Below are 15202 nucleotides of genomic sequence, written 5' to 3'. Positions count from 1 at the left end.
TCTTCCTTATAATTGGATCAGTTCGGGCGTGAAGTCAGCAGCTGGCTGATAATGCTTGCGACCTTCATGAATAGAAGGAAAAGCAGACCATAGCTTTTGGGTATAAGGGTGCTGCGGATGATGGCGGATTTGTTGTGACTCGTTTACTTCCACCAACTCACCTTGATACATCACACCTATGCGGTCACAAAACTGCGTCATCAAGCTCAAATCATGGGTAATAAATAATATAGAAAATCCGAATTCTTCTTTTAAATGATAAATTTGCTGCAAAATTTCGCGCTGTACCACCACATCTAACGCCGTAGTTGGCTCATCCATCACAATGAGCTTGGCATTTAGGGCCAAACAAATAGCAATCACTAAGCGCTGACGCATTCCACCACTAAATTGATGCGGGTAATCTCGCAAACGCTCACGCGGAATTTTCACAATATCAAGCAGCTGTTCAGCACGCTTGATGGCCTCAACACGTGTCATATTGCTATGGGTCATGATCACATCACAAAACTGCTCTTCAAGGCGCAATACAGGGTTTAATGAGTTCATGGCACTTTGAAACACCATGGCTATTTGCGTCCAGCGAAAGTCACGCAGTTGATGCTCAGTTAATTTGACCACATCGGTGCCGTCAAAAATAATCTCGCCGCCACTGATTAACGCTGGTGGCTTATGCAAACGAGTCACCGCAAAGGCAATGGTGCTTTTACCGCAACCCGACTCACCCGCTAAGCCAAACACTTCTCCTGCTGCAATATCAAAACTGACTTTTTTTACTGCTTGAAACGCCCCGTCTGAGGTCAAGTAATCGACTTCCAAGTCTCTTACTTGCAACAAAGGCCGCGTTGAAGATAACTCACTCATTCTCCACTCCTGTATACACTCGATAAATACAAAATAAGCCGTGCCAACTGACACCCAAAAAACCAATGCTATTGCGAATCAATATCATTAGCAATTTCTTTTTCGTTTTATCTGCGTCACAGAAGCACTTTTGTGATCTGTTACCTGCTTGTTTTTCTTTGTATTCGTACCCACTATATAAGCAATTATCTTTGGGGAGTTGCACATGCAATCAAATATTATCGATGTCTCACTCGACAATTTTCAGGCTGTTATTTTAGAGGGCTCGCAAAGCCAACCGGTAATGGTGACGTTTTGGGCGCCTAGCCATCAAGAATCGATGGATTTATTAGCCACCTTGGAAAAACTCGCTAATGAGTTTTCAGAGCAATTTGTGCTGGCCAAAATAAACTGCGAGCAAGACCAAGCCATCGCAATGCAATTTGGCGTGCAGGCACTGCCAACCACTGCGATGTTTGTTAATGGTCAACCCGCAGATGGCTTTGCCGGTAATCAAGACGAAGCCGCGATCAGAGATATTTTGAGTAAACATTTGCCAGACGAGGCCGATTTATTGCTGCAACAAGGCCAAGCATTAATTGAACAGCAGGATTTCAGCGGCGCGTTAACGGCGTTAAAACAAGTACTCACTCTCAAACCTGAGCTGGCTGTTGCGCAAATTACCTTAGCCAAAGCCCATATTGAATTAGGCCATATCACCGAGGCGCAAGCGCTAATTGAAAAAATCAAACTGGTTGATCAAGATCCGCTGTATCACGCCGTGGTGGCGCAGATAGAATTAGCCAAACAAGCTGCTGACACACCAGAAATTCGCGCGTTAGAAGCGCAAATAGCCGAGCAGCCTTCGCCTGAACTACATTACAACTTGGCGGTGCAATACAGCCAAGTAAATCGGATTGAAGAAGCGCTGGCACTGCTGTTCCCGCTTTTATCAACCGACATGAATGCACAAGACGGCAAAGTAAAACAAACCTTTATGGATATTTTAGCCACGCATTCAAGCGACCCCGCAGTCAGTAGCTATCGCCGCAAGCTGTATAGTTTGTTGTATTAGTTTGGGATGCCAGAAATGGGCTAGCCGTTTTGCGGCTAACCCGCTTTAGAACTAAAAAGCGATTATGTTTTTTGGCTCAGTGATGCAATTAACCTATGGTAAAATGAAAATCTTTCGCAGAAGTGGGTTTTATTTCATCTCATTGGCCATACCGACTTAACGGCCAAAGCTAACTTACACTTTGTCGTTACCTTTTATATTTAATAAACCATTAAAAAATACACCGCTATAGTCTTTAATTTGGCTGACCGTGTGTTCATCTTTAATCAGCGGGGAGCCAACCCGAATAACTTGGCAACCGGCTTGCACTGCGCTGGTAATACCTGCAGCAGCATCTTCAAACACGATACATTGCGCCGCCCTTGTGTTTAACTTATCAATGGCGATCAAGTAAGGCTCTGGATCCGGTTTACCCTTGTGGCATTGTTCAGCAGTCACCAATAATTCAGGAATAGGCAGACCACAAACCTGAAGCTTTTTGAGAGCAAGCTGTTTACTTGAGGATGTCACTATGGCCCAGTTTTGCCTCGGTAATGCTAGCAATAATGCTTTAGCACCCGTAATTTCTGTGCAGAGGGTTGATAATTCAAGCTCTCTGGCATCTAACCAACTTAGCTCAGCCTCTAAATCAGCGTTTGGCAGAAACCTTGGGATAATGTCTTGTCCCCTCACCCCATGGCAGCAAGCGATCACCTCTGCAGGATTTAGGTTTACCCGATTGCACCATTCGCTCCATGCGGTTTCAACAACGTTGGTGGTATTGACTAACGTACCATCAAGATCAAACAGAAAAAATTCTTCTTTAAACATCATAATCGCATTATCCCTTTAGAAACTGTCTATTGGCCATCGCCTCGCCCAACTCTCGCCATTGAAAACGATTAATAAAAACTAGGCGTGCATTTTCAGCATTGTTGGCTTCAATCAAAATGGGGGCTAATACAAACCCCTGTTTAAACAAAGCCAGTATAATTTCTGCCGTTTCAGTTTTAGCGATGTCTTCAACAACTAGCACATCCCCTTTAGCTAAGATGCAAAACTCCATAACGATTATCACTCTGGTTGATTAAGTATACTTAGCATTTTAACTAACCCAGTGATAACGTATATTGAAATAAAATTAGCAGTGATAACTTATTGTTATGAAGGTTAGTCTTAAACATTTGCAAGCGATCGAAGCACTAGCTAAAGCGAAAAGCTTTAGAGCTGCTGCCCAACAGTTATGTATTTCACAACCAGCTCTGTCAAAACAGATTAAAAACTTCGAGGATCTGTACGGCGTTGAAATGTTTATTCGAACACCTAATGGCGCGATGCTGTCGTATCAAGGGGAGCTCATCATCAGTGAAATCACTAATCTGAATAAGCATATTGATAAGGTGGAACGCTATATCCAGCAAGTAGTTGTCAGTAACGTGGGGGCACTGCAAATCGGCTTTGGCAAATCCAGTAATGATTTTTTACCCAGCATTATTAGAGAATTCAAGGCACAGCACACTAGCATTCATTTATCTTTGCTCGATTTAGCCTCCCATATACAAGAAGAACAGCTGGTGATGGGCTTACTTGATCTCGCTTTTATGCGCGCGCCAAAAAACCTAAATCTTAAGCGTGTTAAAGTCTCTTCCGATGAGTTTGTATTAGTGGTTTCTAAGCACCTTTACCAAGGCGAAAAAATCCAAGATTATCTTGATAAATACGATTTATTAATGCTTAAGCAAACTGATAAATCAGAAATGATTAATCAGACCAAGGCGATATTGGCAGGGCGTGATTTTCGTACCAACCATATCGCAACCGATATAGAGACCATCCTGACATTGGTCATTTCAGATGTTGGCGTGTCTATCTTGCCGAAAAAATCGATTTTGCAATATTCTGACGAAATAGCGGTTATTCCCTTTGAACAAGACACCAGTTGGGGGATTTATTTGGTGTGGGATCCTGCTCGAGTCACTCAATCAATCGAGCAATTTGTTAACTATGCCAAACAGAAGTTAGTTTTGTAAGCTTATACCCAATCAACTTGAAAGTTATCAAGATGTTGAGTGAAGTCCCTTTCGATCATTCGGCCAAAGCTAACTCAAATCAGAAAAGAGATTACGCCATTACTGCCGCCCCGACAAAGGCCGCAAGCACAACGCCTCGAAACTAAAAGGGCTGCACGTTTAAGTACAGCCCTTACATTCAATCAACTATCAATTGTCCACACTCAAGGTGCAATCGCTTTTTAGCTATTGATAAACGGTCCTTTGCCTTGCTGCCATAGTTTCATTAGACAGCGTTCAAATGCTAATGACGCAGCATGAGCAATTTTGTCCGCTAATTTTTTCTTCACTGCATAACGCACTGCGATGACTGTTTTTGTCTCATTCTGTTGCAGTAAATAATCATCACTGGTTTGCACTTTATCAATCAAGTTTAGCGAAAAGGCTTGGCTACCATACCAATGCTCGCCGGTGGCAACCTTGTTGATATCCAGTTGCGGGCGGTTTTCACTGACAAATTCTTTAAACAACACATGGGTTTCTTCTAACTCTTGTTGGAATTTTTCTTTACCCTTTTCGGTGTTTTCGCCAAACATGGTCACGGTACGCTTAAATTCACCCGCGGTCATTTGCTCAAAGTCGACATCGTGTTTTTTTAGCAGGCGGTTAAAGTTAGGAATTTGTGCGATAACACCAATGGAGCCAATAATCGCAAAGGGCGCGGCAATAATTTTGGGAGCCACACAAGCCATCATATAACCGCCACTGGCTGCTACTTTGTCCACTGATACGGTTAAGTTAACCCCTTGTGCACGTAAACGTTGTAATTGCGATGATGCTAAACCATAACCGTGTACCATGCCGCCGCCACTTTCAAGTCGAACCAGCACTTCATCATTAGGCTGAACCACGCCCAAAATCGCCGTCACCTCTTCACGCAGCGACGACACCTCTTTGGCATCAATACTGCCTTTGAAGTCCACAACATATAATTTGTTCTTAACATCTGCTTCTGGTTCGGTCGGCGATTTTTTGGCCGCTTTTTTCGCGGCTTTGGCTGCTTTTTTCTCAGCCTTTTGTTTTGCCTTTAGCTCATCTTCTGATAACAGTTGCTCTTCAAAATGCTGTTGATTGTTGTTTAACTGCTCGGATAAATCGGTGATCAACAACTCACCTTTTTGCGCTTTTTGTTTCGCCGCCAACACCACAGCGGTGACGATAATGGCCAAAATGGCTGCCACAAAGGTCAGGGTTTTCGCGAAGAAAAGTCCGTATTCGTATAAAAATTCCAATCTATCACTCCTATTTACAAGCACAGGTTAAACGCAGCGCGCATTATGCGAACATATAACGCGCCAGCATAGCAAAAACCAAGGGAAGACGTTAGAATTTGCACAAAATTTTGCAGGAGAACGCACCTTGGAATATCAAGCCCCACAAGACTTATTAGCAAACAAAACCATACTTGTCACCGGAGCAGGCTCTGGCATTGGTAAAGAAATTGCGCTGACTTATGCCAAACATGGGGCACGGGTAATTTTGTTAGGCCGTACCGTAGCAAAATTAGAAGCCGTATATGACGAAATTGAAGCCCTTGGCGCACCTCAGCCAGCAATCATTCCAATGGATTTAAAAGGCGCCACCGAACAGCACTATCAAGACATGGCTGAAACCATTGCGGGACAATTTGGCCACCTCGACGGTTTAGTTCATAATGCAGGCGCACTTGGCGTACTTGGCCCATTTCATCAAATCGGCCAAGATATGTGGGATGAAGTAATGCAAGTAAATGTAAAGTGTCAGTTTTTAATGACTAAACATTTATTACCTGTGCTAAAAGAAGCAACAGCCGCTTCCATTATTTTCACTAGCTCAAGTGTGGGCAGACAGGGGCGAGCGTACTGGGGCGTGTACGCTATTTCAAAATTTGCCACCGAAGGCATGATGCAAACCTTAGCCAGTGAGCTTGATGGCAGCCATGTGCGTGCCAACTGCATTAACCCAGGCGCCACTCACACCCCCATGCGTTCAAAAGCCTACCCAGCAGAAGATGCAGATTTACTTAAGCGCCCGGCGGATATCATGCCAACTTACCTATACTTAATGGGGTCGGATAGTTCAGCGGTCAATGGCCAAAGCTTGAACGCACAGTAATTTATTCCGGAGTCTGAATGCAAGATCCAACCAATAAGCGCTTAAAAGCCACCCTCGAACAATGGCGTATTTTACAAGCCGTGGTGGATCATGGCGGCTATAGCAGGGCTGCAGAGGCATTAAATAAGAGCCAGTCTTCTCTCAACCATGCGGTGACCAAATTGCAGCATCAAATGGGCGTGGCGCTACTTGAAGTAAGGGGCCGCAAAGCCTACTTAACGAATGCTGGCGAAGTCATGCTGCGCCGCTCTCGGCTGTTAACCCAAAGTGCATTTGAATTAGAGCAACTGGCGGATAATTTGTGCCAAGGTTGGGAGCCTGAAATCACCTTATATGCTGAGATAATTTACCCCAGAGAACGTTTATATCGTGCGCTGCAGGCTTTTTTACCACAAAGCCGTGGCAGCCGTATTAAATTGCTCGATTCAGTTATCACTGGCACCCGCGATGCGATCATCAACAAACAGGCTGATATTGTGATTACAGGCCAGTTACCTAAGGGCTACCTTGGCCAGCCTCTTTTTAACGTTCACTTGGTTCCCTGCATCAGTCCAGATCATCCTTTAAGCCAACAATCCAGCGTTGATGTAAAAGAGCTGATGCAAGCATTACAAGTCGTGATCAAAGACACCTCGACCACTCCTGATGAGAGTTTAGGCTGGCTGAGATCAGAGCAGCGCTTAACCGTCAGTAATTTTCACGAAGCGGTCAGTTTGGTCAGTCAAGGCATCGGCTTTGCTTGGTTTCCAAAACACTTTGTTACCTCGCAGCTCAAACAAAAGCAATTACAAATGTTGCCACTAAAACAAGGCAGATCGAGGACCAGTATGACGCACTTAGTGGTGCCCGATGAAAACCGCATCGGCCCAGGCGCATCAACCCTTATTAATTGCCTGTTGGCAGAGCATAAAATCGAGTTTAACGTATTTCATAACGGTGATGAGGAGCCAATAAAGTGAAACTAAATTGTGATATGGGTGAAAACTACGGCAATTGGAACTTGGGCAGTGATGAAGCTGTTATGCCTTACGTTGACATGGCCAACATAGCTTGCGGCTTTCATGCCAGTGATCCTCTCACAATGGACCGCACTGTCAAATTGGCAAAACAATACCAAGTGACTATTGGTGCCCATCCTGGCTACCCCGACTTAGTTGGCTTTGGCCGACGCGCAATGGCAATCGAAAACAACGAACTGCGCAGTATTATCCAATATCAAGTGGGCGCGCTTGCCGCTATATGCCGTGCCAATCAAGTCGAATTATCCTACGTAAAACCCCATGGCGCACTCTATCACGCCATGATGCAACAACCTGACACCATGCTCATGATAATGGATGCGGTCAAGGCAGTGGGATTAAATCTAGCCCTGATGATCCAAGCCGATAATCAATCTCTAGTCCATCAAGCCCAAGCCGATAAACGCCAACTGCCACTGATATTTGAAGCCTTTGCCGATCGCCGTTACCAAGACAATGGCGCGTTACTTGGCCGAGATCAATCAGGTGCGCAACTCGACGAAGCGCAAATGCTTAATCAAGCTCAGCGCCTCATGGATCAACAGCAGGTGATCACCCATTCACAGCAGATCTTGAGTGTTAAGGCCGATACCTTATGTGTGCATGGCGATAATCCAGCGGCAATTAATGGCATTGCGAAACTGGCAGCGCTGTTAAGGCCACCGTTGTAATAATGAAGATCGAGCCGCTTAATGAGAGCAGTCTATTAGTCAGTTTCTCAGACGAGATCAGCGAGCCGGTATTAGACTTGATCCGTTTATTTTGTCAGCAACTAATGCGCAGCTCGGTACGAACGGCCATTATCGAGTTAGTTCCCTCCTATAACACCGTGATGCTGGTTTACCGCTTAACGCAAACGGACTATGACAGCTTGCATCGCGAACTCCAGCAGTGCTACCAACAAGCGCAAAGACAAAGCAAGCAACTCATCCGTCCACGTGTTGTCGAATTACCCGTGTTTTACAGTGAAACCACGGGCCCTGATTTGGCGCGTATTAGTCAGCAAACAGGCTTGTCTGTACAAGACATCATTAACCGGCATACTCAGACTCAATATCGAGTTTACGCCATCGGTTTTAGTCCGGGGTTTCCCTATTTAGCGAGTGTCGATTCACTCATCGCTCAGCCACGTTTAACTGCGCCGCGAAAAAATGTGCCCGCAGGCAGTGTCGGCATTGCCGATACGCAAACAGGCATTTACCCGAAAGCCTCACCCGGCGGCTGGAACATTATTGGTAATTGCCCTGAGCCTTTACTTGATAGCCAGCTCAGTTGTCGATTAAATGTGGGGGATACGGTGCAATTTGTAACCATTAATGAAAGAGAGTTTGTGGCCTTAGGCGGTAAGATTACGGTAGGTTTTAATGAGCTTTAAAGTGATTAATGGAGGCTTGCTGAGCACGCTTCAAGACTTAGGTCGCTTGGGCCATAGCCACACAGGGTTTAGCCAAGGTGGTAGCTTAGATTTAAAAGCCGCTTGCTGGGCGAATTATCTCCTTGGTAATTCGATGGACTGTGCAGTGATCGAAATCACCTTAGGTCAATTAAGCCTACAAGCGCAGCAAAGCACGGTTTTTGCTGTATGCGGCGCCAATATGCAAATGCACATAAATGAACGCCCACTTCAGCCTTGGCGTAGCGCTGTTATCAAGGCCGGAGAAACCCTAAGTTTTGGCCACTGTCGGCAAGGCATGCGTTGCTACTTAAGCGTATCGGGAGGCTTTAAACTACCGTTACAACTGGGCAGTGTAGCTACTGTCAGCCGCGACCAGCTCGGCGGCCTTAACGCGGGAGCCAAGCTGCAAACTGGCGATGTGCTGCCCTTTTCTCCCGTTAACATCAATAAACAACATGAATTAAATCAACAGTGTGTGCCAGCGACATATTATCAACATGGTTATCAAAGCACGCATCATAGCTGGGTTAACTTAAATGTGTTTAAAGGCCCACAATGGCATTTATTTAGCGCCAAGGATCAACAAGCCTTTTTACAGCAACATTTTGTGTTAGATCAGCAAAGTAATCGCATGGCGGCTAAATTTAGCGGTGAACCATTGCGTAGTAATATTAAGGGAATTGTCTCGCAAGGGATCAACTTAGGCGCAATACAAGTACCACCCAATGGCTTACCCGTTGCGCTGTTAAACGACCGGCAAACCTTAGGTGGCTATGCCAAAATAGCCAATCTGACCAGCCAAGCTTGTTGGAAGCTCGCCCAGCTGCCGCCAGGTTGTCATGTGCAATTTACTTTAGCTGATTTAGCCAATGAGCAAGCTAGCCTGCGCCAGTTCTATCGGTTTTTTGGCATCAACTTATAGTAAAAACATGCTGTAGTAAAAACATAGTGTTGCTCATTAATTCCGACGGCGCCTTTTCTTTTTCGGCTTATCTTTTTGTTTTTCTTCACGCTCTAAGGTCAGCTGTGCGACCACCACTTTTTCTTTTTCAACCATTTCTGGTGTTTCTAAACTGACTCGACCAATGGCCGCAGAGCGAATTTCATGGAGTAGAATTTCTGATACTTTATGTAGATCAGCTCGACCACCGGCTCTTTTAGCGCCGCGTTTGGCCGCAATGGCTTCAAGTAGCTCTAAATCAGACAGCGGCAGTTCATCGAGTTGGTAGCGCGCTTTTAATAACTCAGGATAAGCTTTGAGCAAATAATCAGCAGCAAAAAACGCCACTTCTTCATATTCCATCGCAGTATCTTTAATGGCGCCAGTAGTGGCTAAACGATAACTGGAGTTTTCGTTCATTACTTTCGGCCACAAAATACCAGGGGTATCCGATAAAACGATGCCATTTTTCAGGTTGATGCGTTGCTGGGCCTTGGTTACCGCTGGCTCATTACCTGTTTTAGCGATAATGCGGCCCGCTAATATATTGATAGTAGTGGATTTACCAACATTGGGGATCCCCATGATCATGGCACGAATATTTGCTAAGCCCTGATCTCTTTCAGGAAACATGGCGCGACATAAGTCTAAAATAGCGCGAACTTGCTCTGGCTCTTGGGTAGTGAGTGCCACCGCTTTCATATTCGTCTGCTGATTATAATAATCTAACCACAATTGAGTGATAGCAGGATCGGCTAAGTCTGATTTATTAAGAATCTTAATACACGGCTTATCACCTCTGACTTCGGTGATAACAGGGTTTTCACTGCTGTACGGAATACGCGCGTCCAATACTTCAATAATCAAATCGACATTCGGCATGGCTTCGCGAATTTCACGTTGCGCTTTATGCATATGACCTGGATACCAATGAACAGCCACTTTTTTTCTCCTTCAGTCTAAACCCGCCGCAATACTAACGACTAACGACAAGAAGTACAGGTTTTCTCACCAATAAGTCCTTTATAAAAATAGCCAGAGATAAAATAAGCCATATAACTAGTTTTAAGCTCAATTTTAGTACAAAACTCCATTTAAAATACCAACAACAAAATTCGAAACATAAAAACCGCATTTTTTCAATTTTATAACCTACATCACGAATTCGCCTGACTTAATTGCAATCAAGGCGTTAGAACTCTAGATTAAGCATATATCGTTGATTCCTATTAAATATTTAACGGTAATAATAAAAAACAGAAAACAAACTACACTAGAGTTTAAAGCTAGTTGGCTTTTACCCTGCATTCACAACAAAAAAGGATCTGTACATGTCGCTGAAAAAGAAACTAACCCTAGCCCTTGCTGCAACAGGCTTAAGCCTAGGTATGGCCATTCCTTCGGCCAGCGCACAAGAGTTTATTAGTATAGGTACAGGCGGTGTAACGGGCGTTTACTACCCTACTGGCGGTGCGATTTGTCGCTTAGTTAACAAAGGCAAAGCTGATCATAACATTCGCTGTTCGGTTGAAAGTACCGGCGGTTCAATTTATAACTTAAACACCATTCGTGCGGGTGAATTAGACATGGGCGTAGCTCAGTCAGACTCACAGCACTACGCTTACCATGGTGAAGGACCATTTAAAGAAACAGGCGCATTTAAAGAGTTACGCTCAGTATTTTCTGTCCACGCCGAACCTTTTACAATTGTGGCGCGCAAAGACGCTAACATCAAAAACTTTGCTGATTTAAAAGGTAAACGCGTTAACGTAGGTAACCCAGGATCTGGCCAGCGCAGCACCATGGAATTAGTGATGGGTGCATATGGCTGGACCAATGCAGATTTTACTTTGGCTTCAGAGCTTAAACCTGCCGAACAATCCCAAGCTTTATGTGACAACAAAGTTGATGCCATTGTTTACGTAGTCGGCCACCCAAATGGCTCTATCAAAGAAGCAACCACATCATGTGAAACCGTACTAGTTAACGTAGCGGGACCTGAAATTGACAAGCTGGTAGAAGGAAAACCTTACTACCGCCAAGTGGCAATCCCAGGTGGCATGTATCAGGGCAGCGAGCAAGACACGCAAACTTTTGGTGTGGGCGCAACGTTTGTAAGCTCAACCAAAACATCTGATAAAGTAGTTTATGAAGTAGTGAAAGCGGTTTTTGAAAACTTCAATCAGTTCAAACGCTTACACCCTGCTTTCTCACACCTTGAAAAATCTCAAATGGTGAAAGATTCATTATCTGCACCCCTTCATGAAGGTGCCAAAAAGTACTACATGGAAGCGGGTCTTATTAAGTAAACCCAAACATATAACCAACCTAGGGTCTGTTGATCTTTGCTGGTTAATTTTTGTTCGAGATAAAAGCGTTTTGAGCAAGGCGAGCAGTGTGTAGCTTAGCATTCTAAGTAAATACTTACTGCTCAACGATGGGCAAAACGCTTTTAGCCGAATCCGTAGGACAGCGTTTGTTGGGTATTTCTACTGCGTTATCGCCTTTTCGTGTAGCTAGCTACACCACAAAAGCGCTGCCTTGTATAAATACCCAACAATTCGCTGCAAAAACAATCACGAAAGATCAACAGACCCTAAGGGAGCGCAATGCTCCTCTCTTTGTTTTTATCACGCCATATTAATTTCATCGCCATAGGGGGCTCAATGGCCACGTCGTTAAAAACCGATACCGAGCTCGAGCTGCAGGAAATGCTAGCTCAATCTGACACAGGGGCGCGTCAACCCATAGGTAACGCAGGCAAAATTTTGCTTGCTGTACCTTTTTTATGGGCGCTATTTCAACTTTGGTATGCGTCACCGCTGCCATTTATGCTTAATTTTTTGGTGCTCAATGATACCCAAGCGCGCTCAATTCACTTAGCGTTTGCTGTGTTTCTTGCCTTCACCGCTTACCCAGCGTTAAAAAGCTCACCCCGTAATCATATTCCGTGGCAAGATTGGCTGTTTGCTCTTGTTGGCGCTTTTTGTGCTTCTTACTTGTTACTATTTTATGAAGAAATAGCTAACCGCTCTGGTGCGCCGACAACCATTGACGTGGCTGCGGGTGTAATGGGTATGTTACTGTTGCTGGAAGCGACACGCAGAGCCCTTGGCCCACCATTAATGATAGTTGCAGCGGTATTTTTAACCTATGCTCTCGCCGGCCCTTATATGCCAGATATCATTGCCCATAAAGGCGCCAGCTTAAACAAACTCATTTCACATCAGTGGCTTACCACGGAAGGCGTATTTGGCGTAGCATTGGGTGTGTCCACCTCCTTTGTATTTATGTTTGTATTATTTGGTGCCCTACTGGATAAAGCGGGTGCGGGTAATTATTTTATTAAAGTCGCATTTTCATTATTAGGCCACATGCGCGGCGGCCCAGCCAAAGCGGCGGTGGTTGCTTCTGGCTTAAGCGGCCTAGTATCAGGCTCATCCATTGCCAACGTGGTCACCACGGGTACCTTTACCATTCCCTTAATGAAACGAGTCGGCTTTCCGGCAGAAAAGGCGGGAGCGGTAGAAGTAGCGGCATCGACCAACGGTCAGTTAACACCACCGATTATGGGCGCGGCTGCTTTCTTAATGGTGGAATATGTTGGCATTCCTTATGTTGACGTGATCAAGCACGCCATTTTGCCAGCATTAATTTCATATATCGCGCTTATATATATCGTACATCTCGAGGCCCTTAAAGCTAATATGAAAGGCTTAGAGGGGCCAAATAAGCTTACAACCGCGCAATTTCTGTTTGTATTACTAACTGGCTTGTTAATGGCTGCTGGCTTTGGCGCACTAGTGTTTTACTTTATTTCATGGAGTAAGGCATTACTCGGAGACTTCGCAGCATTAGTGATTGCGAGTGTCACCATCATTGCCTACGCTGGTTTAGTTTATGTCTCTGCCAAGAATGATGATCTGGCCATTGATGATCCCAATGAGAAGGAAGTACTGATCCCGCCATTAGGCAGTACCATTGTTTCAGGCCTCTATTACCTGTTACCTATTGTGGCATTAATTTGGTGTTTAGTGGTTGAGCGCTTCTCGCCCGGCTTATCTGCATTTTGGGCCACGGTATTTATGATGTTTATTGTGGTTACACATCGCCCGCTGAAAGCTTTTTTTAGACAGCAATCTACTTTACCTAAAACGGTTAAGCTCGGCTTGGTGGATCTATTTGAAAGCTTAGTTAGTGGCTCTCGTAACATGATAGGTATTGGCGTTGCCACAGCTGCGGCCGGTATTGTTGTCGGTACAGTGACGCTCACAGGTATTGGCTTGGTGATGACAGAGTTCGTTGAATTCATCTCAGGCGGCAATCTATTTTTGATATTGTTGTTTACCGCCATTATCAGCTTAATTTTAGGCATGGGTTTACCAACCACAGCGAACTACATCGTAGTATCTACGCTCATGGCGCCGGTAATTGTGACATTAGGCGCTAACGCTGGCCTAATCGTTCCTTTAATTGCGGTACACCTATTCGTGTTCTATTTTGGTATTTTGGCAGATGATACACCGCCAGTGGGTTTAGCAGCGTTTGCTGCAGCGGCCATTGCCAAATCCGATCCCATCAAGACAGGTATCCAAGGTTTCACCTACGATATTCGCACCGCGATTTTACCATTTATGTTTATTTTTAATACTCAGCTATTATTAATCGGCATAGATAGCTGGTGGCATTTGGCTGGCACTATTTTTAGTGCAACGGTGGCTATGCTCGCCTTTGCTGCTGCAACGCAGGGTTTTTGGCTGGTTAAAACTAAATGGTGGGAAGTGCTAGGCTTATTATTAGTCGCCTTTACCTTATTTCGTCCAGGCTTTTGGTGGGATGAAATTTATCCGCCGAGTGAACAAGTTACAGCAACACAACTCAATCAAGTGGTTGGCGAACTACCAACTAATCAGCCTCTACAACTTCGTGTTTCGGGAGAGTCTCTCGACGGCGATCAAATCAGTAAAATCGTGCGCTTACCGTTTGCCGAAACAGCTGAAACTCCAGAGCAGCGCATACTCAGTACGGGGTTAAACTTACGACAGGAAAATGGTCAGACCATTGTCGATTTTGTTGAGTTTGATAGCCCAGCACAACAAGAGGGGATTGATTTCGATTGGGTCATAGAGAGTATTGAAAAGCCCCTTGAACGTCCAGCAAAGGAATGGATGTATATTCCAGCCTTGCTGTTATTAGGGTTAATGGCGATGGGACAACTTAAGCGCCGCCGTGAAACGGCACAAACAGCATAAGGAATGATGATGTATAAAAATATACTGGTACCCGTCGACTTAAACGCCACAGGTTTTTCAGACAAGGCCTTAAAAACCGCAATCTGGCAGGCAAAACAAAGCCAAGCTAAATTGTTTTTACTAACGATATTGCCAGGAATGAATATGCCAATGGTGGCATCCTACTTTCCGGAGTCAGCGATTAAAGCCATGGCAAATGATACTAGAGCTCAATTAAAAGCATTTGCCGAGGAAAAAATTCCTGATGAGCTGGATGTTGTTGTTCACGTAGGTCAAGGCAAGCCCTACAAGCAAATATTAACTTACGCCCACGAGCAACAAATTGACTTGATCATTATGCCTAGCCATAAACGCTCTAAGCTCAATAAAGCGGTATTGGGCTCAGTGGCGGCTAAAGTTGTTGAGCGTGCACCAATAGATGTAATGGTCATTAAGCCATAATTTGCTTTATAACAATGTAAAAAACCTAAAACTGGCAGCATAATGGTTGCCAGTTTAAATAGCACAACGCAGACACGCGATATCTCTGTTGTAA

15 protein-coding genes are annotated in these 15202 nt (G+C 44.7%); 10 read left to right on the top strand and 5 right to left on the bottom strand.

The genetic code is table 11. The annotated features are described in order from the left end of the window. Positions 1-6: 6 nt before the first annotated feature. Complete coding sequence (locus K1M91_RS11770; protein ID WP_232801958.1) at positions 7-864, bottom strand: ABC transporter ATP-binding protein; 858 nt, start codon at positions 862-864, stop codon at positions 7-9. Positions 865-1069: 205 nt separating this feature from the next. Between K1M91_RS11770 and K1M91_RS11765 the strand changes: the two genes are divergently transcribed. After that, positions 1070-1918, top strand: a complete 849-nt coding sequence (locus K1M91_RS11765) for a co-chaperone YbbN (protein WP_232801957.1) — start codon at positions 1070-1072, stop codon at positions 1916-1918. Between the two features lie 174 nt (positions 1919-2092). Here the strand turns inward: K1M91_RS11765 and K1M91_RS11760 are convergent, their stop codons facing one another. Next, positions 2093-2731 carry an HAD-IA family hydrolase gene (locus tag K1M91_RS11760; RefSeq protein WP_232801956.1) on the bottom strand — a complete coding sequence of 213 codons (639 nt, stop codon included), beginning with the start codon at positions 2729-2731 and terminating at the stop codon, positions 2093-2095. Between the two features lie 7 nt (positions 2732-2738). Further along, positions 2739-2963, bottom strand: a complete 225-nt coding sequence (locus K1M91_RS11755) for a hypothetical protein (protein ID WP_232801955.1) — start codon at positions 2961-2963, stop codon at positions 2739-2741. Between the two features lie 97 nt (positions 2964-3060). Here K1M91_RS11755 and K1M91_RS11750 point away from each other — a divergent pair, with 97 nt between their 5' ends. Continuing rightward, positions 3061-3927 (top strand): LysR family transcriptional regulator, encoded by an 867-nt coding sequence (locus K1M91_RS11750; protein ID WP_282561136.1) that lies wholly within the window; start codon positions 3061-3063, stop codon positions 3925-3927. A gap of 221 nt (positions 3928-4148) precedes the next feature. On the opposite strand, the gene sohB is transcribed toward K1M91_RS11750, so the two are convergent. Continuing rightward, on the bottom strand, positions 4149-5198 hold the full coding sequence (gene sohB, locus K1M91_RS11745) for a protease SohB (protein WP_232801953.1): 1050 nt from the start codon (positions 5196-5198) through the stop codon (positions 4149-4151). A 127-nt stretch (positions 5199-5325) separates the two neighbouring features. Here sohB and K1M91_RS11740 point away from each other — a divergent pair, with 127 nt between their 5' ends. Genes K1M91_RS11740 through K1M91_RS11720 form a run of 5 tightly spaced genes read left to right on the top strand, consistent with a single transcriptional unit; the run spans position 5326 to position 9397 of the window. Continuing rightward, positions 5326-6060 carry a YciK family oxidoreductase gene (locus K1M91_RS11740; protein WP_232801952.1) on the top strand — a complete coding sequence of 245 codons (735 nt, stop codon included), beginning with the start codon at positions 5326-5328 and terminating at the stop codon, positions 6058-6060. Positions 6061-6077: 17 nt separating this feature from the next. Further along, the gene (locus tag K1M91_RS11735; RefSeq protein WP_232801951.1) at positions 6078-7019 is read left to right on the top strand and encodes a LysR family transcriptional regulator; all 942 of its coding nucleotides are present in this window, start codon (positions 6078-6080) and stop codon (positions 7017-7019) included. After that, positions 7016-7750, top strand: a complete 735-nt coding sequence (locus tag K1M91_RS11730; RefSeq protein WP_232801950.1) for a 5-oxoprolinase subunit PxpA — start codon at positions 7016-7018, stop codon at positions 7748-7750. The genes K1M91_RS11735 and K1M91_RS11730 overlap by 4 nt, the downstream gene beginning before the upstream one ends. A gap of 2 nt (positions 7751-7752) precedes the next feature. Continuing rightward, positions 7753-8454, top strand: a complete 702-nt coding sequence (pxpB, locus tag K1M91_RS11725) for a 5-oxoprolinase subunit PxpB (protein ID WP_232801949.1) — start codon at positions 7753-7755, stop codon at positions 8452-8454. Beyond that, positions 8444-9397: a biotin-dependent carboxyltransferase family protein gene (locus K1M91_RS11720; protein WP_232801948.1), complete on the top strand. Its 954-nt coding sequence runs from the start codon at positions 8444-8446 to the stop codon at positions 9395-9397. The genes pxpB and K1M91_RS11720 overlap by 11 nt, the downstream gene beginning before the upstream one ends. 36 nt (positions 9398-9433) lie before the next feature. On the opposite strand, the gene ylqF is transcribed toward K1M91_RS11720, so the two are convergent. Continuing rightward, positions 9434-10357, bottom strand: coding sequence for a ribosome biogenesis GTPase YlqF (gene ylqF, locus K1M91_RS11715; protein WP_232801947.1), 924 nt, complete (start codon positions 10355-10357; stop codon positions 9434-9436). A gap of 389 nt (positions 10358-10746) precedes the next feature. On the opposite strand from ylqF, the gene K1M91_RS11710 reads away from it, so the two are divergent. The 3 genes from K1M91_RS11710 (at position 10747) to K1M91_RS11695 (ending at position 15108) form a co-directional block, all read left to right on the top strand. After that, the gene (locus tag K1M91_RS11710) at positions 10747-11724 is read left to right on the top strand and encodes a TAXI family TRAP transporter solute-binding subunit (protein ID WP_232801946.1); all 978 of its coding nucleotides are present in this window, start codon (positions 10747-10749) and stop codon (positions 11722-11724) included. A gap of 357 nt (positions 11725-12081) precedes the next feature. Continuing rightward, complete coding sequence (locus K1M91_RS11700) at positions 12082-14667, top strand: TRAP transporter permease (protein WP_232801945.1); 2586 nt, start codon at positions 12082-12084, stop codon at positions 14665-14667. A 9-nt stretch (positions 14668-14676) separates the two neighbouring features. After that, positions 14677-15108, top strand: coding sequence for a universal stress protein (locus K1M91_RS11695; protein ID WP_232801944.1), 432 nt, complete (start codon positions 14677-14679; stop codon positions 15106-15108). Positions 15109-15202 lie beyond the last annotated feature (94 nt).

Source organism: Motilimonas sp. E26 (assembly GCF_021278025.1).
Taxonomy (GTDB): Bacteria; Pseudomonadota; Gammaproteobacteria; order Enterobacterales; family CBDFNC01; genus Motilimonas.
This window is presented reverse-complemented; position numbering and strand designations above follow the sequence as displayed.

Excerpts from the sequence above, each read along its gene's own strand:
- K1M91_RS11770 (WP_232801958.1), bottom strand. The coding sequence starts at position 864 with ATGAGTGAGTTATCTTCAACGCGGCCTTTGTTGCAAGTAAGAGACTTG.
- K1M91_RS11765 (WP_232801957.1), top strand. The coding sequence starts at position 1,070 with ATGCAATCAAATATTATCGATGTCTCACTCGACAATTTTCAGGCTGTT.
- K1M91_RS11760 (WP_232801956.1), bottom strand. The coding sequence starts at position 2,731 with ATGATGTTTAAAGAAGAATTTTTTCTGTTTGATCTTGATGGTACGTTA.
- K1M91_RS11755 (WP_232801955.1), bottom strand. The coding sequence starts at position 2,963 with ATGGAGTTTTGCATCTTAGCTAAAGGGGATGTGCTAGTTGTTGAAGAC.
- K1M91_RS11750 (WP_282561136.1), top strand. The coding sequence starts at position 3,061 with ATGAAGGTTAGTCTTAAACATTTGCAAGCGATCGAAGCACTAGCTAAA.
- K1M91_RS11735 (WP_232801951.1), top strand. The coding sequence starts at position 6,078 with ATGCAAGATCCAACCAATAAGCGCTTAAAAGCCACCCTCGAACAATGG.
- pxpB (WP_232801949.1), top strand. The coding sequence starts at position 7,753 with ATGAAGATCGAGCCGCTTAATGAGAGCAGTCTATTAGTCAGTTTCTCA.
- K1M91_RS11720 (WP_232801948.1), top strand. The coding sequence starts at position 8,444 with ATGAGCTTTAAAGTGATTAATGGAGGCTTGCTGAGCACGCTTCAAGAC.
- K1M91_RS11710 (WP_232801946.1), top strand. The coding sequence starts at position 10,747 with ATGTCGCTGAAAAAGAAACTAACCCTAGCCCTTGCTGCAACAGGCTTA.
- K1M91_RS11700 (WP_232801945.1), top strand. The coding sequence starts at position 12,082 with ATGGCCACGTCGTTAAAAACCGATACCGAGCTCGAGCTGCAGGAAATG.
- K1M91_RS11695 (WP_232801944.1), top strand. The coding sequence starts at position 14,677 with ATGTATAAAAATATACTGGTACCCGTCGACTTAAACGCCACAGGTTTT.